A 2,046-nucleotide genomic window follows, 5' to 3' on the forward strand; every position below is an offset into this window, starting at 1 on the left:
GCCTGTTGATCAGCCAGGTTTGCCTCCACTTGAAGAAGAAAAGCCAGAGAAAGAGCAACCAAAGATTTCTACGAAGGCTGAGTTTGCTGAGGGTGACAAGCAGGTTGTTGCTGGTGCTACGGTGAATGACACGGTGACGTATCAGGATCTGGTGCCGGGTAAGCAGTACACCCTGGATGCGCAGTTGGTGGATAAGGCTGATTCGGCGAAGGTGATTGGTTCTGGTTCTAAGGCGTTCGAGGCTGATAAGTCTGGTAACGGTTCCGTGGTGGTGCCGATTAAGGTCAATGAGGATCTTGAGGGCGTGGTGGCTTCTGCGGTGGCGTTTGAGACGTTGAAGTCTCAGGATCAGGAGGCTAAGGATAATAAGGCGCAGGATCTGCCTGAGGGTTCTGCGGATGATGTCATCGCTGAGCATAAGGATCCCGAGGATGCCAACCAGACGGTGGTCTCTGGTGAGGATCAGCCTGCGGCGATTGCGTTGAAGAAGTACATCGGTGATCAGAAGTTTGAGGGACAGGAAGTGCCTCAGGCTGGGGGTGCCGGTGCGCCTGGTGTGATTGATGCGCAGGATAAGGACAATGCTTATGTTGCGAAGAAGGATCAGGACCTCACGGTCACGTTCGCGGTGGAAAACACTGGGAAGGTGGATCTGAAGGACGTAAAGGTTACTGATGAGCTGATTACTGGTGAGGGCTTTGAGTCTTCTGAGTTGTCGGCGATTTCCCCGGAGAAGCAGGACATTGCTCAGGGTGAGACGAAGTACTTCACTGCGACGTTGAAGGCTCCTGCTGCGGGTAAGTTCCATGGTGATAAGGCGAAGGCTGCGGGTACTCCGGTCGATGAGAACGGCAAGGAGATTCCGTGGGTTAATGGTGATGGTGAGCGTCAGAAGCCGGGTACCCCGGTGGAGTCCGACGAGGATCCGGCGCACGCTAAGACCTCCGAGCCGAAGAATCCGTCGATTGCGACGAAGGCTGAGTTTGCTGAGGGTGACAAGCAGGTTGTTGCTGGTGCTACGGTGAATGACACGGTGACGTATCAGGATCTGGTGCCGGGTAAGCAGTACACCCTGGATGCGCAGTTGGTGGATAAGGCTGATTCGGCGAAGGTGATTGGTTCTGGTTCTAAGGCGTTCGAGGCTGATAAGTCTGGTAACGGTTCCGTGGTGGTGCCGATTAAGGTCAATGAGGATCTTGAGGGCGTGGTGGCTTCTGCGGTGGCGTTTGAGACGTTGAAGTCTCAGGATCAGGAGGCTAAGGATAATAAGGCGCAGGATCTGCCTGAGGGTTCTGCGGATGATGTCATCGCTGAGCATAAGGATCCCGAGGATGCCAACCAGACGGTGGTCTCTGGTGAGGATCAGCCTGCGGCGATTGCGTTGAAGAAGTACATCGGTGATCAGAAGTTTGAGGGACAGGAAGTGCCTCAGGCTGGGGGTGCCGGTGCGCCTGGTGTGATTGATGCGCAGGATAAGGACAATGCTTATGTTGCGAAGAAGGATCAGGACCTCACGGTCACGTTCGCGGTGGAAAACACTGGGAAGGTGGATCTGAAGGACGTAAAGGTTACTGATGAGCTGATTACTGGTGAGGGCTTTGAGTCTTCTGAGTTGTCGGCGATTTCCCCGGAGAAGCAGGACATTGCTCAGGGTGAGACGAAGTACTTCACTGCGACGTTGAAGGCTCCTGCTGCGGGTAAGTTCCATGGTGATAAGGCGAAGGCTGCGGGTACTCCGGTCGATGAGAACGGCAAGGAGATTCCGTGGGTTAATGGTGATGGTGAGCGTCAGAAGCCGGGTACCCCGGTGGAGTCCGACGAGGATCCGGCGCACGCTAAGACCTCCGAGCCGAAGAAGGAGACTACGTCCGAATCTGAACCTTCGGAGTCGTCTTCTTCGGAGACGTCTAAGAAGCCTCGCCCAACCAAGGTGCAGGGTCAGGAGCCGTCTGAACCGGAGACGTCTTCTTCGAAGGCCTCGGCTACGATGAAGCCTTCTACGACTACTTCTTCGGAGAAGTCGAAGGAGCCTCGCCCGACTAAGGT

Annotated in this window: 1 protein-coding gene; it reads left to right on the top strand. The window is 55.2% G+C overall.

The features are described 5' to 3' along the window. Positions 1-19: 19 nt before the first annotated feature. On the top strand, positions 20-2,046 hold a 2,027-nt coding region (locus D9V82_RS11890; RefSeq protein ID WP_167449828.1), incomplete at its 3' end, for a VaFE repeat-containing surface-anchored protein.

It is taken from the genome of Corynebacterium macginleyi (assembly GCF_003688935.1).
Taxonomy (GTDB): Bacteria; Actinomycetota; Actinomycetes; order Mycobacteriales; family Mycobacteriaceae; genus Corynebacterium; species Corynebacterium macginleyi.